Annotated in this window: 23 protein-coding genes and 1 pseudogene; 9 read left to right on the top strand and 15 right to left on the bottom strand. The window is 56.6% G+C overall.

Annotated elements, in window-relative coordinates:
- Positions 1–257: 257 nt before the first annotated feature.
- Both Q7C20_RS17610 and Q7C20_RS17605 read right to left on the bottom strand, forming a co-directional pair.
- Positions 258–797 (bottom strand): putative natural product biosynthesis protein, encoded by a 540-nt coding sequence (locus tag Q7C20_RS17610; protein WP_375069077.1) that lies wholly within the window; start codon positions 795–797, stop codon positions 258–260.
- Positions 798–859: 62 nt separating this feature from the next.
- Positions 860–1,243, bottom strand: coding sequence for a DUF2946 domain-containing protein (locus tag Q7C20_RS17605; protein ID WP_348059105.1), 384 nt, complete (start codon positions 1,241–1,243; stop codon positions 860–862).
- A 179-nt stretch (positions 1,244–1,422) separates the two neighbouring features.
- Here Q7C20_RS17605 and Q7C20_RS17600 point away from each other — a divergent pair, with 179 nt between their 5' ends.
- Both Q7C20_RS17600 and Q7C20_RS17595 read left to right on the top strand, forming a co-directional pair.
- Positions 1,423–2,031 carry an SCO family protein gene (locus Q7C20_RS17600; RefSeq protein ID WP_375069075.1) on the top strand — a complete coding sequence of 203 codons (609 nt, stop codon included), beginning with the start codon at positions 1,423–1,425 and terminating at the stop codon, positions 2,029–2,031.
- Entirely contained in the window at positions 2,031–2,498 is a 468-nt protein-coding gene (locus tag Q7C20_RS17595; protein ID WP_375069073.1) for a copper chaperone PCu(A)C, read from the top strand. The genes Q7C20_RS17600 and Q7C20_RS17595 overlap by 1 nt, the downstream gene beginning before the upstream one ends.
- Positions 2,499–2,727: 229 nt before the next feature.
- On the opposite strand, the gene Q7C20_RS17590 is transcribed toward Q7C20_RS17595, so the two are convergent.
- Positions 2,728–3,057: a DHCW motif cupin fold protein gene (locus Q7C20_RS17590; RefSeq protein ID WP_375069090.1), complete on the bottom strand. Its 330-nt coding sequence runs from the start codon at positions 3,055–3,057 to the stop codon at positions 2,728–2,730.
- 138 nt (positions 3,058–3,195) lie between these two features.
- Between Q7C20_RS17590 and Q7C20_RS17585 the strand changes: the two genes are divergently transcribed.
- Complete coding sequence (locus tag Q7C20_RS17585) at positions 3,196–3,468, top strand: hypothetical protein (RefSeq protein WP_348059099.1); 273 nt, start codon at positions 3,196–3,198, stop codon at positions 3,466–3,468.
- A gap of 99 nt (positions 3,469–3,567) precedes the next feature.
- Positions 3,568–4,389 carry a hypothetical protein gene (locus Q7C20_RS17580; protein WP_375069071.1) on the top strand — a complete coding sequence of 274 codons (822 nt, stop codon included), beginning with the start codon at positions 3,568–3,570 and terminating at the stop codon, positions 4,387–4,389.
- Here the strand turns inward: Q7C20_RS17580 and Q7C20_RS17575 are convergent.
- The 3 genes from Q7C20_RS17575 to Q7C20_RS17565 all read right to left on the bottom strand — a co-directional run bounded on the left by Q7C20_RS17575 (position 4,346) and on the right by Q7C20_RS17565 (position 5,870).
- On the bottom strand, positions 4,346–4,822 hold the full coding sequence (locus Q7C20_RS17575) for a DUF488 family protein (protein ID WP_375069069.1): 477 nt from the start codon (positions 4,820–4,822) through the stop codon (positions 4,346–4,348). The two genes, Q7C20_RS17580 and Q7C20_RS17575, sit on opposite strands and share 44 nt — an antisense overlap.
- Before the next feature lie 133 nt (positions 4,823–4,955).
- On the bottom strand, positions 4,956–5,423 hold the full coding sequence (locus tag Q7C20_RS17570) for a GNAT family N-acetyltransferase (RefSeq protein WP_375069067.1): 468 nt from the start codon (positions 5,421–5,423) through the stop codon (positions 4,956–4,958).
- A gap of 12 nt (positions 5,424–5,435) precedes the next feature.
- Positions 5,436–5,870, bottom strand: coding sequence for a GNAT family N-acetyltransferase (locus tag Q7C20_RS17565; RefSeq protein ID WP_375069066.1), 435 nt, complete (start codon positions 5,868–5,870; stop codon positions 5,436–5,438).
- Positions 5,871–6,197: 327 nt separating this feature from the next.
- On the opposite strand from Q7C20_RS17565, the gene Q7C20_RS17560 reads away from it, so the two are divergent.
- Positions 6,198–7,004, top strand: coding sequence for a hypothetical protein (locus Q7C20_RS17560; protein ID WP_375069064.1), 807 nt, complete (start codon positions 6,198–6,200; stop codon positions 7,002–7,004).
- A 133-nt stretch (positions 7,005–7,137) separates the two neighbouring features.
- On the opposite strand, the gene Q7C20_RS17555 is transcribed toward Q7C20_RS17560, so the two are convergent.
- From Q7C20_RS17555 to Q7C20_RS17545, 3 genes are all read right to left on the bottom strand, one after another.
- Positions 7,138–7,437, bottom strand: coding sequence for a hypothetical protein (locus Q7C20_RS17555; RefSeq protein WP_375069063.1), 300 nt, complete (start codon positions 7,435–7,437; stop codon positions 7,138–7,140).
- Positions 7,438–7,540: 103 nt separating this feature from the next.
- Complete coding sequence (locus tag Q7C20_RS17550; RefSeq protein WP_375069061.1) at positions 7,541–8,566, bottom strand: tetratricopeptide repeat protein; 1,026 nt, start codon at positions 8,564–8,566, stop codon at positions 7,541–7,543.
- 114 nt (positions 8,567–8,680) lie between these two features.
- Positions 8,681–11,596 (bottom strand): PAS domain S-box protein, encoded by a 2,916-nt coding sequence (locus Q7C20_RS17545; protein ID WP_375069059.1) that lies wholly within the window; start codon positions 11,594–11,596, stop codon positions 8,681–8,683.
- Positions 11,597–12,037: 441 nt separating this feature from the next.
- On the opposite strand from Q7C20_RS17545, the gene Q7C20_RS17540 reads away from it, so the two are divergent.
- Complete coding sequence (locus tag Q7C20_RS17540) at positions 12,038–12,466, top strand: VirK family protein (RefSeq protein WP_375069057.1); 429 nt, start codon at positions 12,038–12,040, stop codon at positions 12,464–12,466.
- Between the two features lie 182 nt (positions 12,467–12,648).
- On the opposite strand, the gene Q7C20_RS17535 is transcribed toward Q7C20_RS17540, so the two are convergent.
- Entirely contained in the window at positions 12,649–13,209 is a 561-nt protein-coding gene (locus tag Q7C20_RS17535; protein WP_375069055.1) for a hypothetical protein, read from the bottom strand.
- A 247-nt stretch (positions 13,210–13,456) separates the two neighbouring features.
- On the opposite strand from Q7C20_RS17535, the gene Q7C20_RS17530 reads away from it, so the two are divergent.
- Together Q7C20_RS17530 and Q7C20_RS17525 are read left to right on the top strand one after the other, a co-directional pair.
- Positions 13,457–14,173 carry a hypothetical protein gene (locus Q7C20_RS17530; protein ID WP_375069054.1) on the top strand — a complete coding sequence of 239 codons (717 nt, stop codon included), beginning with the start codon at positions 13,457–13,459 and terminating at the stop codon, positions 14,171–14,173.
- A 310-nt stretch (positions 14,174–14,483) separates the two neighbouring features.
- On the top strand, positions 14,484–15,122 hold the full coding sequence (locus tag Q7C20_RS17525; protein ID WP_375069052.1) for a hypothetical protein: 639 nt from the start codon (positions 14,484–14,486) through the stop codon (positions 15,120–15,122).
- A 157-nt stretch (positions 15,123–15,279) separates the two neighbouring features.
- Here Q7C20_RS17525 and Q7C20_RS17520 read toward each other — a convergent pair whose 3' ends face one another.
- Positions 15,280–16,173: a LysR family transcriptional regulator gene (locus Q7C20_RS17520; RefSeq protein ID WP_375069050.1), complete on the bottom strand. Its 894-nt coding sequence runs from the start codon at positions 16,171–16,173 to the stop codon at positions 15,280–15,282.
- A gap of 94 nt (positions 16,174–16,267) precedes the next feature.
- On the opposite strand from Q7C20_RS17520, the gene Q7C20_RS17515 reads away from it, so the two are divergent.
- Positions 16,268–17,434, top strand: a complete 1,167-nt coding sequence (locus Q7C20_RS17515) for an MFS transporter (RefSeq protein ID WP_375069049.1) — start codon at positions 16,268–16,270, stop codon at positions 17,432–17,434.
- Positions 17,435–18,166: 732 nt separating this feature from the next.
- Here Q7C20_RS17515 and Q7C20_RS17510 read toward each other — a convergent pair.
- The 4 genes and pseudogenes from Q7C20_RS17510 to Q7C20_RS17495 all read right to left on the bottom strand — a co-directional run bounded on the left by Q7C20_RS17510 (position 18,167) and on the right by Q7C20_RS17495 (position 19,484).
- Entirely contained in the window at positions 18,167–18,568 is a 402-nt protein-coding gene (locus Q7C20_RS17510) for a HEAT repeat domain-containing protein (protein ID WP_375069047.1), read from the bottom strand.
- A 79-nt stretch (positions 18,569–18,647) separates the two neighbouring features.
- On the bottom strand, positions 18,648–19,025 hold the full coding sequence (locus Q7C20_RS17505) for a DUF6678 family protein (protein WP_375069045.1): 378 nt from the start codon (positions 19,023–19,025) through the stop codon (positions 18,648–18,650).
- 56 nt (positions 19,026–19,081) lie between these two features.
- Positions 19,082–19,237, bottom strand: a pseudogene (locus tag Q7C20_RS17500) (transposase domain-containing protein); the annotation flags it as partial.
- Between the two features lie 70 nt (positions 19,238–19,307).
- Positions 19,308–19,484: a hypothetical protein gene (locus tag Q7C20_RS17495; protein ID WP_375069044.1), complete on the bottom strand. Its 177-nt coding sequence runs from the start codon at positions 19,482–19,484 to the stop codon at positions 19,308–19,310.
- Between the last annotated feature and the right edge of the window lie 53 nt (positions 19,485–19,537).

Raw genomic sequence — 19,537 nt, 5'->3', positions numbered from 1 at the left:
GCCCAGCACTTGCCGCGTTTGGCGATAACCCGAACCCTTCCTCACAGTCACTGACCGGCGCAGGCTCGGCGCTGCCGCCGGGCAACTACCCTAGCAGCCCGGCTGACAGTGACAAAAAAACCGCTACGCCGCCCAGGGATGATAAGGCGACCTCTTCGGGTTCTTCGACCAGACAACCCAGCCCCAAAAAGCAGAAAAAAGCGCCCCCGCAAAAAGACTAGGTGCGCTTACGGTAAAAGCGCGCCTGCCATTGCCCTTCACGGCACCGGCAACCACCCGCTGAATTCGCCTCGCCCATTCAGCGGGCACCAGGCGAAATCCCACGGCGACGTTGGCAGCGCCTTGGGTTCAGTTGCACGCGTGCTTTTCCAGTCGACCACCGTGACACCTCTCCAGGCCAGGACCACACCCTGCGCCTCGCTGGCATCGGTGTTTATCCAGCGCGCTGCAGCCGCCGCCATGAACACTTCAATGGGTTCATCGTTAATCTGCGCGCAGTATTGCGACGCGAGTAACCAACGGCAGATGTTCAAGTGGTACGTCCAATCCAACGCCGGCTGATTGCTGTAAGCCCAGGTCATGAAACTGCGAAACAGGTTCAGGCCTTCCGGCGGGTCGAGCTTGAGCAGCGCCGGGCAGATATCAAAGAAGCTGTGCCAATGGGGCAATAGTCGTGCATCCAAGTGCACGAAACTGCGGGAATTACTCGGGTACTCCGCCAGTAACGGCTCCGCGCGCAGACGGCGCGATGCCTTGCTGACCAGGCGACGGGCGCCTGCAGGCATTACATGATTCATGAAACGCACTCACAGTCATGACGATAGGACGCCTCCTGCGCACAGGAAGCCCAGGGCACACGTCAGATTGCGGGGGATGCGCGGGGGTTGGCCGAGGGCCAGGAATATCGCGGCGGCGCCTTGTTGCGCCGCTCATGGGCGGGGCGCGGCGCTTGCCCAACGCCCAGCAGCCACGCCAGGCCGATCAGGAAAACGATGGCAAGGGTGACGGCGTTGCACACCGGGCAGGCAAAGTAGTTCGAGATGTTGCTGGACGACGGGTTAGCCAACCCTTTGTCGGAAAGTGGCAACTGGCCGCCTTCCACCGAACAGAACTGGCCGCCGATGCCATTGAGCTGCAACCCCATCATCTCGCCATGTCCCAAACCGCAGACGAACACGTTCATCAGCACGCAGAAGTACAGGGCCCAGGCGATCAATGCACGGTCGGGGTGGCTCAATTTCATGGCGGCGACTCTACCACCGAAGGTCCGCAGGGATGAAGCGCGGCGCGCCCCTGTGGCAGAACGTCGCAGATTACGCAGGCCGGCCAGGGTTGGTAGACTGGGCGCCTTCCTCGCTACTCCTTTCAAAGCCTGGTGGGTTGAGCCAAAACCCTGCAGGCGTTTCACAGGATGCACAGTTGATGAATACGTTATTCACCCGCCGCAAAGTGCTGACCGGTATGGGCCTGTTGGGCCTGGGCAGCCTGCTGGGCGGCTGTGACTACAGCCCCAAGCTGAACTTCAAGTACGGCAAGGACCTCAGTGACAAGATCATGGGGCGCACCTTCAAGCTCAAGAACACTGCCGGCGAAACTGTCACCCTGAGCTCGTACCGTGGCCTGATGCCCGTGGTGTTCTTCGGCTTCACCCAATGCCCTGCGGTGTGCCCGACCACCCTGGCACGCGCCGCCCAGGCCAAGAAGCTGATGGGCCGCGACGGCAAGATCATGCAAGTGGTGTTCATCACCCTCGACCCCGAGCGCGATACCCCGCAAATTCTCGACAACTACGTGAAGGCCTTCGACCCCAGCTTCGAAGCGCTCTACGGCACCCCGGAAGAAATCGCCGTGGCCGCCAGGGAGTTCGGGATCTTTTATGAAAAGATCCCCGCCGGTGACACCTACACCCTGTCCCACACGGCCACCAGTTTTGTGTTCGACACCCGTGGCAACCTGCGCCTGGGCCTGTCGGCATCCCTTACCGCTAAAGAGTGCGCAGAAGACCTGCTCACCGTCATGGAGGTCTGCTAATGACTGCCGTTCAACACCTCAAGCGCCTCACCTTCGGCCTGACCCTGCTGGGCCTCGCCGCCCACGCCAGCGCCCAGGTGCAAGTGACCGACGCCTGGGTGCGCGCCTCGGTACCGGGCCAGCCGTCCAGCGGCGCGTTCATGACCGTCACCGCCGACAGCGACAGCAAATTACTCAGCGTGGCCTCGCCCGTGGCCAAAGACGTGCAGATTCATGAGATGAGCATGAAGGACGACGTGATGCGCATGGGCCCGGTGGATTCGGTGGCCCTGCCTGCCGGCAAAGCCGTCACCCTCGACCCGAACGGCTACCACGTGATGCTGATGGGCCTGACCGGCCAGATCAAGGAAGGCGACCAAGTGCCGCTGACCCTGACCGTGGAAAATGCCAAGGGCGAGAAGCAATCGATTGAAATCAAAGCCCCGGCCCGTGGTTTGGATGGCATGGACCATAGCAAGATGCATTGATCGCCCTTTCTGTGGCGAGCGGGCTTGCCCCGCGTTGGGCTGCGCAGCAGCCCCTTCTCACCCTCACCGCATAGCATCAGACAAACCGAGTCGCCTGGTTTTGGGGCCGCTTCGCAGCCCAACGCGGGGCAAGCCCGCTCGCCACAACAGGCCAGCTCCCCACAACAGCCCCGCTCGCCACAACCCGCGCATTCCGAGCGCCCTTGTGAGCATCCCTCAGGCGAGAATTTCAATCCACGATAAACAGCTTCGCGCCAACGCCCGTTGATGAGCGATGCCCTTCCATGTCATTGCCCACCTGGTAACTCATCCCGGCCGTCAGCGTGAACCGGCGGCCATCTTCCAGCTCTGTGTGCAATTCGCCTTCGAGGCAGAGCAGAATGTGCCCTCTCCAACACCAGTGATCGGCCAGATACCCCGGCGTATATTCCACCATTCGCACACGGGTATTACCAAAGTGGCAAGTTCGCCAATACGCGCCGCCGGTTTCGCCGGGATGCAGAACGCGCTCGACGGTAGACCAGTCAGTAGTGCCAAACGGGACAGCGCAAAGATCCATGGTTTTCTCGGTGATCAAACAGGTAGGTTGACCCTAGCGGCCCGTTGCAGACGCCGATAGACACAGATCAATCGCTTTTATGGGATACAGCTGCCAGCCCTTGATATCCTGCCGGCTCTGCCCCCCATGGACGCGTTTATGCAGATTGATCCCGACTTCATCCTTCTCGACACCGAGCACTGGCAATTGAACCACCACCTGGCGTCGGCATTGCCCGGCTACCTGATGCTGGGCGCCAAGGCACCGGCCCGTTCGTTAGCCGAGATGCCCGAAGCGGCACTCGCCGACGGGGCTGAATTGACACTGTTTGTGTGGCGCGAATTTGGCGAGAATCCCATGCCGCCGGTGGTTCAAGGGCCTTCGGTCAGCAACGTCATGGAGCAATTACGCACGGCGTTCAGACGCCAGTGAAGCGCCTTTGATTGGCCTGGCCACGTGCAGTTACAAGTCTTTCTGGCAGCTTTGCGATGTCTGCATACAGTTCAGGAAAGACTTCTGGATAGGCTGCTGATGAAACGCAAAGTACGAATCCTGATCCTGTGTAAAACCTACCCTTCTCCAAGCGCTAAATACGCCGAAACCTCCTGTGTCGCGGGGATGGATGAAGATGGCAACCTCATTCGGCTTTATCCCGTTCCGTTTCGCCTCGTCACCGGGGATCAGCAATTCTCGAAGTGGCAATGGATTGAGGCGCTCATAGAAAGAAGTCCCGCTGACCGCAGGCCAGAAAGCCACAAGATCGGCGTAGACAGCATCTGCGCGGGGAAGATTTTGCCTGCCGGGGACTGGCATGAACGACGGCTCTGGATGGATAAACTGGTGGTTTATGAAAGCTTTGACGCACTGGAAGAGGCCAGGGTTGATAGCAACGTTACGCTGGGCTTGATCAAGCCTTTACGAATTACAGCGTTACGCATTCAGAAGTCCGCCTCGGAAAAATGGACGACTGAAGAGATCGAAAAGCTGGAATCACTGCAGCGTCAGCCAAGCCTGTTTGAAGAGCAAGAGCGCGCAAGTATCAAGCGCCTGGAGAAAGTACCCTTCGACTTTCACTATGTTTATGAATGCCTGGTGAAAGGCGAAGTCAAATCCCGGACCCACAAAATCGTCGACTGGGAAGCCAGCCAGCTCTATAGAAACGTTTATCGCAAACACGGTGCCGAGGGCTGGGAAGCGCCCTTTCGTCATAAGCTGGAAACCGAGTTACCCGCCAGGGACCTGATGCTGCTGATGGGCACCATCCATCGGTTTCCAGGCCAATGGCTGATTGTCAGCCTGATCTATCCGCCTATGCGACAGCGCGAAGACAGTCACCAAATATCGCTGTTTTGAGAGGCAGGTGTTGAGGCCTTAAGGACTCGTTGATTTCCTGAGCCGCTTCAGCGATCAAACTGCGATGGCAAAAACTGGCGTCCGCCTCGTAGCACACCATGCAGATTCGCTGATCTGTCGCATCGAGTAGCAACTCATTCAACACGCTGCCCTGGGTTCGTATATAGGCCCGGAAATCGCGGGCGTACACAGCCCAATTACCGTCTTCCTTGTATTGCTTGCGGATTGGCTTTGGGCACCCCAGAGGACGACTGTGCTCATAGGCGATGCCTTGCGCCACCAGGCACTCGGCGAAGGCTTTTTTTGAAAACCCTTTTTTGCGCGAGAGCGGGTACTCACGCACATCAAGCACCTTATCAATACCGGCCTGCTTCAGACGCGCTATGAATGTGACAATGTCCAGACCTTCATAGCCTGCGGTGTAGAGGTTCATACGAATGCTCCTGGAGCCTCCCGGCGCGATCAAAATTCAGAAAAGCGCCGGGACTATAGCATCGCGGGTTCGTGCCCTGGCATTGCCGGTGACCGGCGGGCCGGATTATTGATGAGGCAATTTTGCACGTCTCTCAGACCAGGCGCTTGGTCATCGGAATGCACGCCAGCTCCAACCCGGACGGTGAGCGATAAACCGCTCGCTCATCGCCAACATACCCAAAACCTCTGTAAAAACTCTCCGCATTCAACGTCGCATCCAACACCACTTCCTCAATCGCCAGCGCCCGCGCCACATCTTCCAGATGATCCAGCATCACCTTGCCAAACCCTCGCCCGGTAAATTCAGGCAGCACAAACAATGCGCCTATTTCATTGTTGTCGAGGTCGAGCATCCCGGTGGCGACGGGCGTGTCGTTCAACCAGCCAAGGTAAAATGGCTTTTCCATCAGCACACTGTAGCCGTCCTCAGCAGCGCCACGGGTCCAGAGTGCCATTTGTTCTGCGGTGTAGGCGCCGATGCATTGACCAAGAATGGCCTCGCGGCGTATCTCAAAAGCAGCCGTGGCGTCCTGTGGTGTGGCGCGTTTTATAGCGAGCATTGCGATGTCCCTTCATGCGTTTTCATTGCCCTCGCGGGTGAATGAATAACGGTCGATATCCGTTCGGAGTTTCCAGCCCTGGCCTTGCCAATACCGGGCGGCGCTTGTGTTGGTCTTGAATACATCGAGGTGGCATTTGTGGATGCCCAACTGTTCCAGCGCGGCGAGGCAACATTCAACCAACGCCTGCGCGATGCCCTGGCGGCGATAGTCCGGCAACACCATAGCGTGTTGCAGATAACCTCGGCGCCCATCATGGCCGCACATCACGCAGGCGATCACCCGGCCTTCGGCTTCGGCAACAAAACTCAGCCCGGGGTTGCGCGCCAGGTAGCGCTCGGTGGCCTCGCGGGAGTCGGCGTCGCGCAGGGAAATGCCGGGCGTGCTGTGCATCAGGGCGAGCACGGCGTCGTAGTCGGTGGTTGCCATTGTGCGGATTGAATACATTGAGTCGAACCCTGTGGGAGCGGGCTTGCCCGCGATGGCGATGGGTCAGATAAAACGCTATCAACCGGGAGATAGCAATCGCAGGCAAGCCAGCTCCACAATTGATCTGAACTTAGCATTGGCCCATCGCAATAGCGGAAAAGAAATCGTCATTTTGCAGGCACCATGGGATTCATCAGGTCGCTAATCAGATGTGCGAGCTGGCTCATGGGCAAAGTGGCGTGTCGTCAGGCGTATTTCAGCGCAGTTGAGGGCTTGTCTGGGGGATTCCCAGGCGCCCTGTCGGGAAATAGCTATGCTTAATTATCCAACTTCTGGAATATTCTAATGGATATCTCGATTAAAACTTATCAGGCAGGTACTACCGCAAAGGTCTCTGCGCAAGAGATAGTTCGCGCGGAAACTTCGGCTGATTCTTCTTCGGACAGCCTCTCCCCGGGTACAGCGCAAACCGTTTCAATATCCAACTCTGCACGGGCACTTTATAGTTTAAGCAGCTCTAGCGAGCGGCAAGTATCTATGTCAGAAAGCGATTTGAAAGCACTGTATGCGAAAGGGCAAAAGGATATTTATAACTTTGGGCAGCGCATTGCTGGCGGGAATTACAACAAGCAAGACATGCTCCCCAAAACGGATGACCCTGATCGTTTGGCGTCAGGCCAGAAGTCACTGGATTACTCTATTGGCCGCTCTCAAGTCCCAACTGAAAATCTTCCTGATCCGTTTGAGGGCATGGCGCGAAACGGCCTGAGCGCGATTGTTTATGATGACACGGGAACCTATACCGACGCCGAGCGCTATGCCGCTTATGGGGAGCTTAGCAAGCAGGACGAAGCATACTTTTCAACGTTGTACGCCAACATAACGAATGGAGGCGACAACAGTGAAGTATTTAAAGGCATCATGGACTATTTCGATAACCTGCCTGCTGTTGAGAAGTCGGCCTACCCTGATGGATTCAGGAATAGTATCGACAGTCTTTATCAAGAACAGATAGAGCAATCGGGACCCCTCGCTCTCATCAATAGATCGACCGAGGAGTATTTAGAGAAAAGCTTCAGCAAGGGACAATCATCAGAGAATATGTTGCAGGCAGTCCTGGAAAAAGCGGCTGATCTCTCCACGGCGCAATGACCCGTAAATAAGCAGGACTGGATGACTTTGCCGGACGCATATGCACCGGCGGGATAGAGTCCTTGCCAACTCCATTGATGGCGGTCGATACGCGGTTTTATGCGTTGGCAGTTTTATCAGCGCTGCAGGATGACTATCGATGAGTGTCCGCCTCCTCAGCCGGATAGAACTCGCCCTCCTTCCCCAGCTTTTCCAGCCGTTCGCGCACAATCTGCTCCACGCTGGCCACTGCGGCCTGATCGTCAGGGTTGACCAACTGCACGCACAGGCGTCGAACATTCTGATCGTGGGTGCCCTCGCTCATCATTTCGTGGGTGAAGACATGTTCGCCACGCCATAGGCACAGCTCGGTATGAGTGCCACCGAGCCATATTTCGTTGATTGATCCAAGGTCGGCGGTAGCCAGTAGATCTACGGTAATGGTCGTATCCATTGCGCTGTACCTTATCGATAAGTAGAGACAGGTAGACGTTCAGGCATAGCAGGTCGTTCCAAACATTGACGTCTGAAAAAGACGTACCGCAAATGCTTACGCGCTAGCCTTCCAGTGTTCGCAGTTTTTCCTCGAAGTAGCGGATTTGTGCAAGGTCATCGGGGTCGACCTGTCTGAGTATCTGAAGAGCTTTTGTGTAAGCGTCGCGCGCCTTGGCAGTGTCGCGTTCAGCCTCGTAGACCCTTGCAAGGTTGAAGTAGCGCAACATCACTTTGGGGTGGTTCTCGCCGAATGTTGCGCGGTCACTGTTCAGCGCCTTGGTCAGGAAGGCTTCAGCTTTGTCGTATTGCCCCAGGCCGAGGTAGGCGTCGCCGAGGTTGTTCCAGCGGATGGCGACCTTTGGATGTTGGGGACCATGCAGGGCCATGTCGATATCCAGTGCTTGTTGATAAAGCGGCAACGCGGCCTGGTGGTTGCCCTGGGTATTGTAGGCAGCACCCAGGTTGTTTAGTGAGACGGCTACCGAAGCGTCGTGTTCTCCCAGCAGTCGCTTTCTCATCGCGATATTTTTGCGCAGGTTTTTAAAACCCTCTTCATACTGGCCCAGTTTGCTCTGCACGGTACCGATGTTGTTGTAGCTTTCGGCAAGCTGCAGGTCATCTGCGCCAAGTACCGTGAGGCGCATTTTCAAGGCTTTTTCGTAGTAGCCAAGAGCAATGTCGAGATTGCGTTGCCGTTCGTTAAAATAGCCGAGGTTGTTCCAGTAGTTAGCCTGTTGCACGGTGGATGCCTGCCCGTTCTCTTTAGCCGCCTCCAGTGCCTGGGTGACCAGACGGATCGCGGTGCGGTCATCGCCAAGCACGGAGACTGCCAGCGCCTTCATATTCAATACCTCGCTGTTGGCGGGGTCGGTTTCAAGCACGCGGTCCGCTTCCTCAATGGTCGCCTGGTATTGTTCTGTCTCGAAAAGGTTTACCAGTTTGTCGCTTGCTGCCACCGCGGCAGCCTCAGCGCAACACATCATGAAGAGCAGTGATAACGGCAATAAAGCTTTCAGCCCACGAATGTGCATGAAGGTCCTTTTGTTTGAAACCCAAAAATCCGGCACCCGTTTGTTACGTTCGAACATGAGATGAATTCCATTTCAAAAGACTTATTGTTGCTGCGTCAGGTTCTACACGTTTGACTTCGATGCCACGACAGACGGATTCATTCAGGCGCCCTCCTCTAACGAACGGCAACCTCAAGACGGAATCATCTCGCGTATACGCGAAGCGAAGACGTCGACCGCGAAAGGTTTCGTCAGAACGGCCATGCCTTTTCCTGAAAGTACGTCGCCCATCACCGCATTTTCTGCGTACCCCGTGATAAACAACACTTGAAGACCCGCGCGGACGGCGCGCGCCGCGTCTGCCACTTGCCGTCCGTTCATGCCTCCAGGCAGGCCGACATCGGTTACCAACAAATCGATGCGAACATCCGACCGTAAAATTTTCAAGGCCGTAGCACTGTCGCTCGCTTCCAGAACCGTGTGCCCCAGATCTCGCAAAATGTCCGTGACCAGCATGCGTACGGTTGGCTCGTCGTCCACCACCAGCACGGTGGCCTCGTGCACTGAAGGTTTAGGCATCGAGGCTTGCTCTTCAACCGATTCGGCATCGTCTGGCCCGTCATGGCGGGGCAGATAAATGCAGACGGTTGTACCGTTGCCTACCTCTGAATGGATGCGTACTTGCCCGCCGGATTGCTGGGCAAATCCGTAGATCATCGAGAGGCCCAAACCGGTGCCTTCGCCAAGCGGTTTAGTGGTGAAGAACGGTTCGAATACGTGCTCCATCACATCGCGTGACATGCCGGAGCCGGTGTCGGTGACGCACACCGACAGGTACTGACCTTCGACCATATCGAGTTGGCGCGCGGCCTCCGGGCCCAGCCTCCGGTTCGCGGTTTCGATAGTAATAAGCCCGCCATGCGGCATCGCATCGCGCGCGTTGATCGACAGATTCAGCAGCGCATTTTCAAGCTGCGGTGGGTCGACCAGCGCCAGCCAAAGCCCCGAGGCACCGACGAACTCAAGCTGGATGGATGGCCCTACCGTACGGCGAATCAAGTCTTCCATGCCGCAGACTAATCGATTCACATGGGTGGGCTTGGGATCGAGTGTCTGTCGGCGCGAGAATGCCAGCAGCCTGTGGGTTAACGCGGCGGCTCGTTTTGACGCGCTTTGTGCAGCGTCAATGTAGCGGTCCACCTCGTTAAACCGGCCCTGGCGCAGACGGGTTTGCAACAGCTCAAGGCTGCCAGAGATGCCCGCCAGCAAATTGTTGAAATCGTGCGCAAGGCCGCCTGTGAGCTGGCCCACCGCCTCCATCTTCTGCGCCTGGCGAAGGGCTTCCTGCGTCAACAGAAGGTCCGCAGTGCGCTCTTGAACTCTAACCTCAAGCTTATCGTTCAACTCCTGCAAGCGCACTTGCGCAAGCTTGGTAGCGGTCACGTCACGGGAGGTCGACAGCAGCTTTTCCGGGACGCCATCGGGGCCCATCATGGGGGTGACGATGACATCCCACCAACGCGGAGCGCCTTTCATGGTCTTGGCAAAACCCTGGAAGCGGCCGACCCGGCCTTGTTTAGCCTCGGCTACGGCGTGCAAAACTTTGCCGTGCTCCTCGCCTTGCCATAAATCAGGCCAGCACGCGCCTTGAATGGCACCGAAGTCATCGACCTCCATCACACACATGCCGCCCTCGGTCATGAACTCCAGGCGGGCATCCAGGTCGAGCACTTTAATGCAGTCAGCCGAGCTTGCGAGTACACGGCGGTTGAACTCCTCACTGGCCCGCAGCGCTTCCTCCGCGTCTTTGCGCTGAGTCAAATCCACCGTGGCCACCAACAGATTTCCGGGCAAACCTGCTGCATCAACAATGCGCTGGATGCTGCTGTTGGCCCAGACCAACGAGCCGTCGGGGCGGCTATAACGCTTATCGAGGGCCGTGCTGCTGCCCGTATGAATCGCCTGTTCTACTGCCGCCAGAGTGGGAGGCAAATCCTCAACATAGGTGATGTCTGCAACGCCTAGCTGGAGCAGCTCGGCTTCAGAACGCCCAAGAATACGGCACAGTTCGCTGTTGACTCGAATGAAGCAGCCTGCGGGGTCGACCTCAGACAAGCCAACCGTCGCGCTGGTAAATATGACACGCAGCCGCTCTTCGCTTTCGCGCAGCCTTGCGTCGGCACGCGTACTTTCGAGCATCGACCACAGGCGCGCGCACGTCGTTTCAACGATCGCCACTTCATCCTCGTCCCACGTGCGCGGCTTTGCATGCTGAACAAACAACATCCCCAGCATACGACCCGCTCGAATGAATGGAACGCCAAGAATCGCGCGAGCCGTGGTGGCGTGCAAAGCCTGGGTTGGACCCGAGGTCATCCAATCATCGTGACCATCATGCAGCGCGACAGTCTGGCCCTGCTCCAACCGCGCACTAAAAGCGGGTGCAAAATCATCCAAACGCCACGTGACCGGGACCGAGGCGGCTTTTGCCCCATTCCACTCGCGCAGGACAGAGACATGAGTTTGCCTGTCAGCCATTTCGCCGAAGCCGACATGATCGACGCCCAAATGCTCACCGAGAAGTGCGGCGGCCCGCTCCATCATCTCCAACGGATCGGAAAGCGCTCGCAGTTGGTGTTCCAACTCAAGCTCAAACCTGTGCCGAAGGCGCTCGGCGGCGTGCAACCGGTCGCACCGGGCATCATCCAGATGCAACGCAATGAGATGCGCGAAGCCTTTGGCCATGTCCAGAACCGTTGGGTTATCCAGGTGGGCCGGATGTGGATCCACCGCACACAGACCGCCCCACAGGCTGCCATCTTTCAAGACGATGGGCATGAACAGACAGCTCTGAAACCCCTGCTCCTGAAGACTCGGATGACAAAGGTGGTCGGCAAGGTTACCGATGACTATCGCTTGCGTGGCTGTGCCGGCCTGATGGTCAATGGCAGGCACGCACTTCAGTTCATCGCCCGGCTGCACATTCAAACCGATGGCATCGCGGACCGCGCAAGCCATTGAACGACCCTGAATCACGCGGGCAACCGCTGCAAAGCCCATCCCGGTGATACCGCACACGGTTTCCAGCAACGCAGAGATCGCGCCCATGCACGCTATGTCCGCCTGGTCGATTGCGAATTCAGAGGGGCACACAACATCGACCGACATATCTGACATCGCAGGTTTACTCAAAAAGTGAATGTTCAGCGTTCAAAAGATTTCCGCCAGGTTGCGCCTGACGTCTTCTGCCAAACGATTTTACGTGGGCGTTGAGCCGTGATTTCTGTTGGCTGTAGTCGAGCCTAATCCACGACCTAAACGCTCTGACACCCGGAGAAGCTAAAAGTCCGCTTGAGAGCCAAGAAAGCTATCAGTACGCAGGTTGCTGGCAACGCTTGAGACAATCGCGTCATCCGCGCGTTAAGCATCGTGGTATCGACGCGCCGCCGCTCTATCGGCACACACTGCAAATGTTCATAAACCCGGCGTATTGTAAAAACCCCCTTATAGGCATCACCTACACCCACCATGACCGTTACTGGAGACGCCATGAACAAGTTCTGCACTTTTTTGCTCGCAATGTCCCTCCCCGCCATGAGCTGGGCCAGCGATGCTTTACCCAATTTGCCTGCCGTCACACAGTCGTTGTTGGCGGGTAAATCTGTGTCCGTCGTACTTGATCTGGGCCAGTGTAAGCCGGGATCAAGTGACGCCAAGCCCACTAAAACCCACGGTGGCCTGCGTATTGACGCCTTCCGCATCACTGAAGACGGCACCCTGGCATTTGCCGACGACCACTTCACAGTGAATCGTGATGACAAGCCGATTAATCAATTCCTGCGCTACCGGGTGCACGCGGATGGCACTGCCGAGTTCAGCATGACGATATTCTCCGTGCCCAATTACCAGCAGATGGAAAAAACGCTCACTTATAACTGCGCTATCGGTAAGGGCATGAGCTTTTTTGCCGCCGATTGAAATTCAATGGGGCCGGGGCTGCGCTGACTGATCACTGTTGAGGCTGGCAGTGAAGCTTTATAGGTTCAGCCCCAGTCGTGATGACTGTTTTGACCGCATCTGGCCCAGAGATAAACTCCCTGCGTGCCAACGCCTGGAATGAGCCCCTCCTAGCCGCAAAACAAAGCCTGTTAACATGCCTCTCAACGCGTAGCACATTGACCTATCCGAAGAAAATCTTTAAGCGCCGCCTGATAGAGCGTCAATGGCTGATTGTCCGTATTGAATAGTGCAAACGGAATCATCGTGAGATGTGAAAACGATGTGGAGTTTATCGAGTAGGTTTTCTGCCTGCAAAAGCGCTGATCCTTATTCAATATAAAATCAAACTTGAACAGGTTTTTTCGCGTACACCAGCTGGGGATCAAGCCCAGACTCAGGCCCGTTAAGTAATCTTGTCCGCAAGCGCCGCCAGATGAGAACTCCGAGATCTTTATTTCTAATGCCGGGAGGGTCGGGGCGGCAAGGCTGGAGCCCGTATCCTGTGCATCGGGAATAACGTTGAGCGTCGCTGCGTATGCGTCCTTGCCGAAGCGACTGTCTTTCCATGGGGAGTTTATTGCGTAACTGAAGCTGGAGATGATTTCTTTTGTTTCGGGTTCAGCGGGTTCGTTGATTGTCGGCAGGGACGAATAAGATGCGCAGCCGGAACACAGTATCGCCATGCTGACAAACACAAACCCGTTGGCTATTAAGCGACGCATACTCAGTTTTCCCTAACGATCAATTAGCCGACATTCTTGTCACTTAACGCCGTATAGCATCTTATCTACACGCCGGATTGCTGAATCAGAATAACAGGGCAGACTGTACGCGCGACACGTCGGGAGAGAGAAAAGGCCGCCGCCATGCTTTCTTTGCCCAATCCAGTGCGAACCCGCGAACTTTGAAGGCAACCGCCTGCCCAAATCCCGTCATCACCAAGGTTGCGCCACTAACAGGGAGAAAATAATGAAGCCGGACGCCAGTAAGCGCTCATCAATTCATACCGGTTTGGGCACTGTCATCGCACGCCTGGGGCTGTTGCTCATCGTGCCGTTGGCTGTCGGCGGCTGCACCTTCAAGAAAACTGATGTGCAGAACACGACCGAAATAGCCAAGTACGACCCCGCCAGTACGGCGCGCATCCGCCTGATCAGCGGGCAAGGGGCGTACGCAGGTTTCGTATCCGGCCAAAGTTGCGAGCAGTATTTTAACGACACTTACAGAAAAGCGCTGGCCGCCCGCGAGCGGCCTCAAGGATGGAATCCTTCGCGTATCGTGCCCAGCGGTCAGAGCACGGATATCTTCGGCATGTGGCCTTCCGACTACCAGAACAATGTCATCGGCATGCCGGCCTCCTCGGTCAGCGCGAAGATCGATGAGACGCGCAGGTACTTCGATGAACGTGTGGTCCCGGCCGGGCAACCGCTGATCGTGTTTGTGGCGTTCGTCACGTCCCGGTCCAGTTGCTCTTCAGCGCCCGTGAGTTTCGTGCCACGCGCAGGCGCCGACTATGAAGTCCGGCAGGCATTCCACTCGCAAACATTCCAGACAACGTGCCGCAATGAGGTGGTTGAGTTGAAAGCCGGCGAGGAAAAACCGGTATCCCCGAATTACTGCATCCAGGACCCGTCGGGCGATTATCACACCCGCAGCGTTACCCCTGTCAGCCAGGCGGGGCAATAAGCCGACCGGGCCTGGTAAAGGATGGGTGATGTTTGTGCAGCCACTTTTAGCGCTTGCCGTTTTGCGCTGAAAAAGGGGGTTATCAGCCAGCCTGGCTATGCCGAAGCGACGAATGGCGTTCGTGGGAAGACCGCAATCCGGCCTGGCGACTGGCGGAAGAACTCGGGTTCTATATGGATTCAAACTTTGTTGAGCTTGCCTGCACTCCAGAAGACACGCTTGCCGGAGAGCACTGCGGCCATCACCTATTTCGGCCTGTTCAACTGAGCTGAAGTCCTGATAGGTTGGGACTTCTGACGTAATTGCGGTAATGGACGCAATACCGCAACTGGATGGTTTTCCTCAAATTGATACAGGGACTGGTATGGGCATTTTAGATCGGTTGTTTGGTGGACGTTTTACTATGCCTCCACCCGAAGAGACCAACCTTAGCTGCTTCAGCAATCATGAAGGAACTGCGCGACGAGCGAAGCGATCCGGGTCAAAAAAAGCACTGCAGGCTTTCGCTCAGGCGCTGGTAGCGTCCATTCCTGAAAAAGAAGGCGCCAGGCTTGTCAGACGTGTCATGCGTAGATACGCAATGGGCGACGACGCACCCAGTGCCCTCACGGAAGGATTCCTGAATGACTCAAGGGGACAAAAACTTGAACACCTCGTTCTGCTTAGTGTGGATTGCAAGGGCTACGACGTATTTGAGTATCAAGCGCCCTACTTGGTCAGCGCCAGTGGTTTGAAAGAACCCTACGGTTATGCGCAGGAAGGCGCTTTATCAATGCCAGAGGTGCTCCACAACTTTGATCAGTGGCTGGCAAGATTCGGTAAACGTTATCTTCACATGGACTTCGGAGGTGAAAATTACGACGGTGTAATTGTTGACGCCGATCGGCTGGAAGCGATAACTGAGTTGGCTGGACGCGCTGGAATCCACGTCAGTCTTGAGAACTTCTAGCGATGCAGACTGGATGAAGCAATCGAGGGCCTTGAATCACTGCGGTCAATGACCGTTGCTGGCCGATAATCGTGAAGAAAATATCAAAATGGACTGGGACTAGCTCTGCTTGCGATGTGTCGATTGTGCACCTGAAAGAACCCGCCAACTCCCCCGCTTACAGCCGATGATGCTCCAACAAAAAATCCACAAACAACCGCACCCGCGCCGGCATTGTCGGGCCACCCACGAACACCGCATGAATCGGTTCCCGGTCGCCGGGGTTCCAGGCTTGCAATAGCGGTATCAGGTCGCCCCGCCGCAGGTCGTCGCTGACGGTGAACTCGCCGATACGCGCAATGCCGGCGCCCACTCGCGCCAGTTGGGCCAGCGCTTCCCCACTGCTGCACTCGATGTTGCCGCTGACCTTGAGGGAAAACGCTTTGCCGTCGCGCACAAACGGCCAGTTGGGTTCGGCGCGCCGGAAGTTGAAGCGAAGGCAGTTGTGCCGTAGCAGATCTTCCGGTGCCTGGGGGGTGCCGTGGCGCCGCAGGTATTCGGGCGATGCCACCACCACCTGGCCGGTGTCGCCGATCTTGCGCGCGGTCAGCGGGCTGTCGGGCAGGTGGCCAAAACGTACTGCCACGTCTGCCTGACCGCTGAGAATATCGACTAATTCGTCGCCAAGGGTGAGGTCGACGACGATGTTCGGGTAGCGCTCGCTGAATGCCGCAACCAACGGAACGATGGACATACGCCCATGGCCAAGGGCGGCGCTGACCCGCAATCGACCCTTGGGGACGCCCTGATCGGCGATAGCTTCTTCGACTTCATCCATGTCGGCCAGGATGCGCCGGGCGCCGCGCAGAAACGCTTCGCCCTCGGCGGTAAAGGTGATCGCCCGCGTGGTGCGCAACAGCAGCCGGGTGCCAAGGCGCTGTTCGGCACGCGCGATGATTCGACTGACCGCCGAGGGCGTGAGCCCCAATGCACGTGCGGCGGCCGACAAGCTACCTTCCTGCGCCACGGTGGCGAACACGAACATTTCACCCGATCTACCGTTGAAGTCCACTTGTGCCTCTTACGCAAAGGTGATTGCCGAAAATGCTATCTACCGCCTGAAAACGCTTGATCGTAGCATTGACGGCATAGATAAGGAGCCTCTCATGCGTATCAATCCACCCCTTGTTGCACTCGCCATAGGTGCCTTTGGCATCGGCGTTACCGAGTTCGCCCCCATGGGCATGTTGCCGGGCATCGCTGCGGACCTCGGCGTTTCGATTCCCGCTGCGGGCTTGCTGGTAAGCGCCTACGCCATGGGCGTACTGCTCGGCGCGCCGCTAATGACCCTGACCACCGGCAAAATTCCCCGGCGCTATCTGCTGATAGGCCTCATGGCGATTTTCACCCTGGGCAACCTGATGTCAGCGCTGGCGACCGACTACTACAGCCTCATGATTGCCAGGGTGGTGACCTCACTCAACCACGGCGCATTCTTTGGCGTTGGCTCCATCGTCGCCGCCAGCGTGGTCGCCCCGGAAAAACGTGCCGGCGCGGTTGCGGCGATGTTTATGGGCCTCACCCTAGCAACCATTGGCGGAGTGCCGCTGGCCGCCTGGTTTGGCGAACTGTTCGGCTGGCGCACCGCCTTCTGGGGCATTACCGGCCTCGGCGTGGTGGCCATGGCCGCGTTGTGGTTCGCCCTGCCCGACCTCAAGGCGCCGCCAAGCGTCGGCGTAATGGCCGAAATTCGGGTACTGGGCCGTGGCCCGGTGCTGGGCGCGCTGGCCCTCACCGTCGTCGGCTCGGGCGCGATGTTCACCGTCTTCACCTACATCGCACCCATTCTCAGCAGAGAGACCCACGCCTCCACCGCCTACATCACCGCCATGCTGGTGCTGTTCGGCGTAGGCCTGACACTGGGCAACATGTGGGGCGGCAAAGCCGCCGACCGCTCGATAGACCGCACCCTGATCGTCTCGCTGAGCGTGCTGATTGTGGTCCTGCTGGCGTTCACAGTCCTGATGCGCTGGCCGCTGCCGGCCGCCGTTGCCATCCTGATATGGGGCATCGCCAGCTTCGCCCTGGTGCCACCGCTGCAGATGCGCGTTATGGAAGCGGCCAAGGACGCGCCTAATCTGGCCTCGGCGGTGAACATTGGTGCGTTTAACTTTGGTAATGCGATTGGCGCGGCGGTGGGTGGCGCGGTGATCAATGCGGGGTTGGGTTATCCGGCGATATCCCTGGCGGGAGCGGCGATGGCGGCTCTGGGATTACTGATGGTGCTGGGGTTTGTGTGGCGGTCGAGGGGGGTTGCTACGGCGGTGATATAAGGCTGATGTGACAAAAGAGGAGTAACCGTCCGGACAACACTCCTTCCTGACACCGTCGCTAGCCGCGATGGTGTCCGCGTATTTTAAGTGCACGCATGCACCCTCTATCATAAGTCTGTGGGCGCCCCTATTCGCATCGGCCGTTTTTTGGATGTGGCCATCTCATCCCAATCCGCCAAGCGAGCACGTTTTGTGTACGGGTAGTACAAGCATAACTGCGCGCCAGATTGGTCCTTCATGGAGGGAGGAGGCTTAATGCCTCGCACCAGTATGGCGACAACCTCTTCCGAGTCGAGGAAATGCGCTTGAGTTGTTGAAAAGGAAGGCCTCAGCAATTTACTGATTGCTTTGCAGGCTGCAACAGCCGCATTGGTCGATTGCCTGGTCTCATTTGGAGCAGCATTCGCACACGAAAGCGTGCTGGTCCAGGTCAATATCGCCAAAACTATCCACTTCAATATCGAGCTCCTTCAACGGGTTTAATTGCCGTGATTAAAGAGGTTCCACTTATGCGCCAGCAACTGATCGCTTTCACTCGCCGGCTGTGTTGGTGGGCACCTGAACGCCCTTCAGGTAAGCATACGATCATGACCGTTCTACCTCGCAGCCTGTATAAATTAATGATCGCCGCCGCACGTTTGCAACTGCGTTCGCCTCCTAAGGCTTCATCGGCCACTTCGTCGACAGCATGGTGGTGCTGGGTAACCGTCCGGGCAATACATCCGTCGTTGGTTATTTGAGCTTCCTGATCAAGGTAGCCACCATCAATTCCAGGGTCCGAGTGGAAGCATCAACTCTTTCGTTCAAGGCTGTGATGACAGGGCTCACGTTTCGTATGTAACCGGCTAAAAAGAGCACATCGATTGACTCAAGCGCATGAATGACCACCGATTCCTCTTTCGCTTCAAGCAGCCTTAACAGTATCTGCAACGCGCGTACATCATTGCAATCAGTGAGCGATTCGGCACATCGGCCCAGCCACACATCAGGCTTCACGCCAATGGCGGATTCAAGTTCGCGCCAGTCAGAAGCGTTGAATTCAGAGGCCTGAGCGCCGGCAACATCAATGCCTTCATCCGACCAGTAGTCTTCAGAGTCGCATGAATGCAGAAACAACTCATATTCTTTGAACATCGCTCACCTATCAGAATTCTGAATGCGTCCGGCAAAATCATCTAGCATAAGTTTGCCTGCTAGGCGAAATCTCAGGAACTCAGTCCCAAAGATGCTGCATGCTAGGTCTGGTATAGCCCCAAACGCGTGGCACCCCATCCTCTAAAGAGAAGGGAAGGTTGTGCTTTCTTAGCGTGGAAAGTAGCCAATCGAGTAAAACCGCTCTGAGTTCGATCCACTCGATTTCTGCTACCGGATGGATGTGGTAATGCCATTCTCGATCCCAATCTGTGCAGTAATCGCTTGGAGCTAAGACACTGTGCAATCTGAACTCTGGCTTCATTTGCGGGGCGTTAATCATTGCTTTGATCAGCTCAGCCCATTTGGTGTAGTTCATGACGGGAAAAATCATTCCCGCAGTCAGCAGCCTGCGAATTTTCGCTTTTGTAACCTCGTCGAGTTCAGGCAGTTGATGCATAAGATTCGCGTAATTGTATGAAGTGAGTACAGTCTAACCCAACACACCTTCCGCGATTAAACGGGCGCCCACCTGTGTGGCAGCAACTCAGTAATCTCGCTCGCCCGCTGCGTCGGCAGGCGTGTAAGAACATCCTTCAAGTACGCATACGGATCATGACCGTTGAGCCGCGCCGACTGGATCAAACTCATGATCGCCGCCGCACGTTTACCCCTATCTCCCGCCAATCCTTAGCTGCATCCTTCAATTGTCAAAATCACATCGAAGACTCACACCGACAAGCTAAAGCTCTTCGTATACCACCTCGAATTCTTCACCCAATTCCTGCTGGATGGATTTCAGTAATTTTTCCGCTGCCTCGTCAAACCTTGCGTAATCGTCTGCATTCCAAGGGCCGCGATCAGGTGGGTAATCCCAATTCAACGAAGTGTCATGCCGCTGTGAAAGCTCGTTAAGCATTGCTTGGACTCCATCACTGAGTGGTAGCTTTTCTTCGAAAGAAGCCTTTTGTG

The organism is Pseudomonas sp. AMR01 (assembly GCF_041946035.1).
GTDB lineage: Bacteria > Pseudomonadota > Gammaproteobacteria > Pseudomonadales > Pseudomonadaceae > Aquipseudomonas > Aquipseudomonas antarctica_B.
Note: the sequence above shows the minus strand (reverse complement) of the source record. Positions and strands in the feature narration are given on the sequence as shown.

Bases quoted from the DNA above. Each gene is read 5' to 3' on its own strand.
- Q7C20_RS17610 (WP_375069077.1), bottom strand. From the start codon at position 797: ATGAATCATGTAATGCCTGCAGGCGCCCGTCGCCTGGTCAGCAAGGCA.
- Q7C20_RS17605 (WP_348059105.1), bottom strand. From the start codon at position 1,243: ATGAAATTGAGCCACCCCGACCGTGCATTGATCGCCTGGGCCCTGTAC.
- Q7C20_RS17600 (WP_375069075.1), top strand. From the start codon at position 1,423: ATGAATACGTTATTCACCCGCCGCAAAGTGCTGACCGGTATGGGCCTG.
- Q7C20_RS17595 (WP_375069073.1), top strand. From the start codon at position 2,031: ATGACTGCCGTTCAACACCTCAAGCGCCTCACCTTCGGCCTGACCCTG.
- Q7C20_RS17590 (WP_375069090.1), bottom strand. From the start codon at position 3,057: ATGGATCTTTGCGCTGTCCCGTTTGGCACTACTGACTGGTCTACCGTC.
- Q7C20_RS17585 (WP_348059099.1), top strand. From the start codon at position 3,196: ATGCAGATTGATCCCGACTTCATCCTTCTCGACACCGAGCACTGGCAA.
- Q7C20_RS17580 (WP_375069071.1), top strand. From the start codon at position 3,568: ATGAAACGCAAAGTACGAATCCTGATCCTGTGTAAAACCTACCCTTCT.
- Q7C20_RS17575 (WP_375069069.1), bottom strand. From the start codon at position 4,822: ATGAACCTCTACACCGCAGGCTATGAAGGTCTGGACATTGTCACATTC.
- Q7C20_RS17570 (WP_375069067.1), bottom strand. From the start codon at position 5,423: ATGCTCGCTATAAAACGCGCCACACCACAGGACGCCACGGCTGCTTTT.
- Q7C20_RS17565 (WP_375069066.1), bottom strand. From the start codon at position 5,870: ATGTATTCAATCCGCACAATGGCAACCACCGACTACGACGCCGTGCTC.
- Q7C20_RS17560 (WP_375069064.1), top strand. From the start codon at position 6,198: ATGGATATCTCGATTAAAACTTATCAGGCAGGTACTACCGCAAAGGTC.
- Q7C20_RS17555 (WP_375069063.1), bottom strand. From the start codon at position 7,437: ATGGATACGACCATTACCGTAGATCTACTGGCTACCGCCGACCTTGGA.
- Q7C20_RS17550 (WP_375069061.1), bottom strand. From the start codon at position 8,566: ATGTTCGAACGTAACAAACGGGTGCCGGATTTTTGGGTTTCAAACAAA.
- Q7C20_RS17545 (WP_375069059.1), bottom strand. From the start codon at position 11,596: ATGGGCGCGATCTCTGCGTTGCTGGAAACCGTGTGCGGTATCACCGGG.
- Q7C20_RS17540 (WP_375069057.1), top strand. From the start codon at position 12,038: ATGAACAAGTTCTGCACTTTTTTGCTCGCAATGTCCCTCCCCGCCATG.
- Q7C20_RS17535 (WP_375069055.1), bottom strand. From the start codon at position 13,209: ATGCGTCGCTTAATAGCCAACGGGTTTGTGTTTGTCAGCATGGCGATA.
- Q7C20_RS17530 (WP_375069054.1), top strand. From the start codon at position 13,457: ATGAAGCCGGACGCCAGTAAGCGCTCATCAATTCATACCGGTTTGGGC.
- Q7C20_RS17525 (WP_375069052.1), top strand. From the start codon at position 14,484: ATGGACGCAATACCGCAACTGGATGGTTTTCCTCAAATTGATACAGGG.
- Q7C20_RS17515 (WP_375069049.1), top strand. From the start codon at position 16,268: ATGCGTATCAATCCACCCCTTGTTGCACTCGCCATAGGTGCCTTTGGC.
- Q7C20_RS17510 (WP_375069047.1), bottom strand. From the start codon at position 18,568: ATGTTCAAAGAATATGAGTTGTTTCTGCATTCATGCGACTCTGAAGAC.
- Q7C20_RS17505 (WP_375069045.1), bottom strand. From the start codon at position 19,025: ATGCATCAACTGCCTGAACTCGACGAGGTTACAAAAGCGAAAATTCGC.
- Q7C20_RS17495 (WP_375069044.1), bottom strand. From the start codon at position 19,484: ATGCTTAACGAGCTTTCACAGCGGCATGACACTTCGTTGAATTGGGAT.